Annotated in this window: 1 protein-coding gene, 2 pseudogenes and 1 other annotated feature; all 3 genes and pseudogenes read right to left on the bottom strand. The window is 59.8% G+C overall.

The window, feature by feature from the left end; translation table 11 throughout:
- Positions 1 to 138: 138 nt before the first annotated feature.
- A pseudogene (locus IE00_RS18600) lies at positions 139 to 354 on the bottom strand (integrase core domain-containing protein); the annotation flags it as partial.
- A 16-nt stretch (positions 355 to 370) separates the two neighbouring features.
- Positions 371 to 1,411 (bottom strand): IS110 family transposase, encoded by a 1,041-nt coding sequence (locus tag IE00_RS18595; protein WP_072298666.1) that lies wholly within the window; start codon positions 1,409 to 1,411, stop codon positions 371 to 373.
- Between the two features lie 194 nt (positions 1,412 to 1,605).
- A pseudogene (locus IE00_RS18590) lies at positions 1,606 to 2,618 on the bottom strand (IS3 family transposase); the annotation flags it as partial.
- Positions 2,221 to 2,337 (bottom strand) — a sequence feature (AL1L pseudoknot). Its footprint overlaps the pseudogene before it by 117 nt.
- Positions 2,619 to 2,770: the final 152 nt, after the last annotated feature.

The raw sequence follows: 2,770 nt of genomic DNA, 5'->3' as shown, positions 1-2,770 counted from the left end.
AAACGGAGGGTAAAGGCCAAGCTTCGCGATGACCGTGCCGAAGCCGTCGGCCCAAATGATGTCTGGGCCATGGACTTCGTTCACGATCAGCTGGCTCTCTGAACCGCGCCGGGTTTTCCGGAGGCTGATTGGGATTAGTTACGCGGCCATGTCTTCAGCTTCCAGAGCGGCGTAGAAGTTTGCCTCCGCTTCGGCCGGCGGGATGTTCCCGATCGGCTCGAGCAGGCGGCGGTTGTTGAACCAGTCTACCCATTCGAGGGTGGCATATTCGACAGCCTCGAAGTTGCGCCACGGCCCACGACGGTGGATGACCTCGGCCTTGAACAGGCCATTGATCGTCTCCGCCAAGGCATTGAAGCTCCTATGTTCGTCAAGCGGCAATCGGCGATTTTGGTCTGCACAGGGCATTGTATATCTCCCGCACGATGTATCGTTTGATGCAGCGCACGATCTCGCGCCGCGTCTTGCCCTCAGCCGTTCGCCGGGCTGTATAGATTTTGGTTTCATGGTCGTCGCGCATGCGCACGATAGCGACACGGTAAAGCGCTGCATTGGCCTGCCTGTTGCCGCCGCGGTTCAGGCGCATTCGGTTCGTCTTGCCACTTGAGGCCGGGATCGGGCAGACGCCGCAAAGTTTGGCAAGGGCAGCTTCGGATCGGATGCGCTCTGGATTGTCGCCGACCAGGATCAGCATTTCGGCAACGGTCAATGTCGAGATGCCATGGGATTTCATCAGTTCGGGCGCCTTGTCTGTGACCATGCGCTCCAGCTCCTGTTCGTGGACAAAAATTTCCTCGTGCAAGACAAGCCAGCGGCGCGCAATCGCACGCATCGCGGTTTTGGCTGAAGTGGTCGGGGAGGTAATCTCGCCCGGTCTGAGGGCTGCAATATGACGAACGAGAGTGATCGGTCCCTTGATCTGGTCAAGGCTCGCGCGCAATTCGGCCGGTGCGTTTATAATCAACGTTTTTAAAGTGATCATTGCCTGTGACTTGGCTTTTACCGCACTGTCCCGCGCGATCTTGATATGCCGGATCATCTCTGAAGTCCCGCCTTGGGTTTTGGCCAAGGCGGTGGCCTGACCGTTCAGTACGGACCTCGCAGCACCTTCGGCATCAAGGCTGTCAGATTTGCCATGAAGGTAGCGCAGCTGCCGATTTGGACGCATGACGTCTAGCACAGTATGGCCCTTGGCCAGCAGATCCCGGGACAGACCAGCGCCATAGGAGCCCGTGCCTTCGATGCCAAAGGCTTTGACGCTCCCCAACCCGGTCGCCCATGCCTCGAGGCCATGATACCCGCCAGGGGTGGTAGGAATAGACATGACACCCAAGCGGGCGCCCTGCATGTTGATCGCGACAGCAATATGGTTGGACTTGTGTGTATCTACTCCAACGATGATCTGATCCATGGCTTCCCCTTGGCCAAAATGAGCCCGGGCATCGATCGAAGAGGACAGGACTGTGAAGGTACGGGACCGTCAGGCTCCTATGAAGTCACATCTCGCCCGCTGCCGGGGCAACCTGATGGTCGACACGTCAACACAATGACACGGGGTCAATCGTAGCATGGGTCAGGCCATCAAGCTGCAATACCACATTCACAGTCGTAGCTATCGCCGACACTGCCGACGGAAGGTTCGATGCCGGCCTCGCCCAGCCTCTCGGTGTATTTGATCGACAGGTATTGCGACCCGCGGTCGGAATGGTGGACGAGCCCCGCGCCCTTGGCTGGGCGGCGATCGTGGACAGCCTGTTCGAGGGCATCGAGAACGAAGCCTGCGTGGGCTGTTTGGCTCGCCCGCCAGCCGACGATCTTGCGGGCATAGGCATCGATGACGAAGGCGACATACACAAACCCCTTCCAGGTGGCGACGTAAGTGAAATCGCTGACCCAGAGCATGTTCGGCGCAGGCGCGCGGAACTGCCGGTTCACCTTGTCCAGCGGGCACGAGGCCTTCTTGTCGGGGATCGTAGTCTTGTGCGGCTTGCCCCGGATGATGCCTTGAATACCCATGTCCTTCATCAGTCTGGCGACTGTGCAACGGGCGACATCGAAGCCTTCCCGATCCAGCTGACGCCAGACCTTACGCACGCCGTAGACGCGCCAGTTCTTTTCGAAGACACGCTCGATCTCGGGCCGCAGCGCTGCGTCGCGCCGGGTGCGATCCGACAATCGGGCCGGATCGGCCCGCTTCGCCAGGTGATCGTAGTAGGTTGATGGGGCGATCGGCATAACCTTGCAGATCGGCTCGACCCCATGCTCACCGCGATGTTCGTCGATGAACCCGACCATCACTTCGACCGGCGGTCGAGCTCCGCCATCGCAAAATACGCACTCGCCTTACGCAGGATCTCGTTTGCCTGGCGCAGTTCCCGGTTCTCCCGCTCCAGCGCCTTCATCTTCTCGGCCATGTCTGCCGGGATACCAGCGCGCTTTCCGCTATCGACCTCGGCCTTCTTGACCCACTCGTTCAGGGTCTGGGGCGCACAGCCGATCTTCGCGGAAATCGACATGACTGCCTGCCAGCGCGATCCATGCTGACCCTCATTGTCGAGAACCAGGCGCACTGCACGCTCGCGCACTTCGGGGGAAAACTTGTTCGTCGTCTTGCTCATGATGCTCCATCCTACTCAGGAGTTGGAGCCTCCGGCAAACCCGGAGCGGTTCACTCGGCAAGAAGCTGCGGATCCTGACCATCGTCGACACGCATTCCCGCTACTGCCCGGCAACGGATGTGCGGTTCAGCTACCGCGGCGAGGATGTGGTG

The organism is Paracoccus sp. SM22M-07 (assembly GCF_001887735.1).
Lineage (GTDB): Bacteria > Pseudomonadota > Alphaproteobacteria > Rhodobacterales > Rhodobacteraceae > Paracoccus.
The sequence above is the reverse complement of the archived record's forward strand: the minus strand, read 5'-3'. Positions and strand labels throughout refer to the sequence as shown.

What these genes read in the sequence shown, in the direction of transcription:
- IE00_RS18595 (WP_072298666.1), bottom strand. Translation starts at nt 1,411, where the DNA reads ATGGATCAGATCATCGTTGGAGTAGATACACACAAGTCCAACCATATT.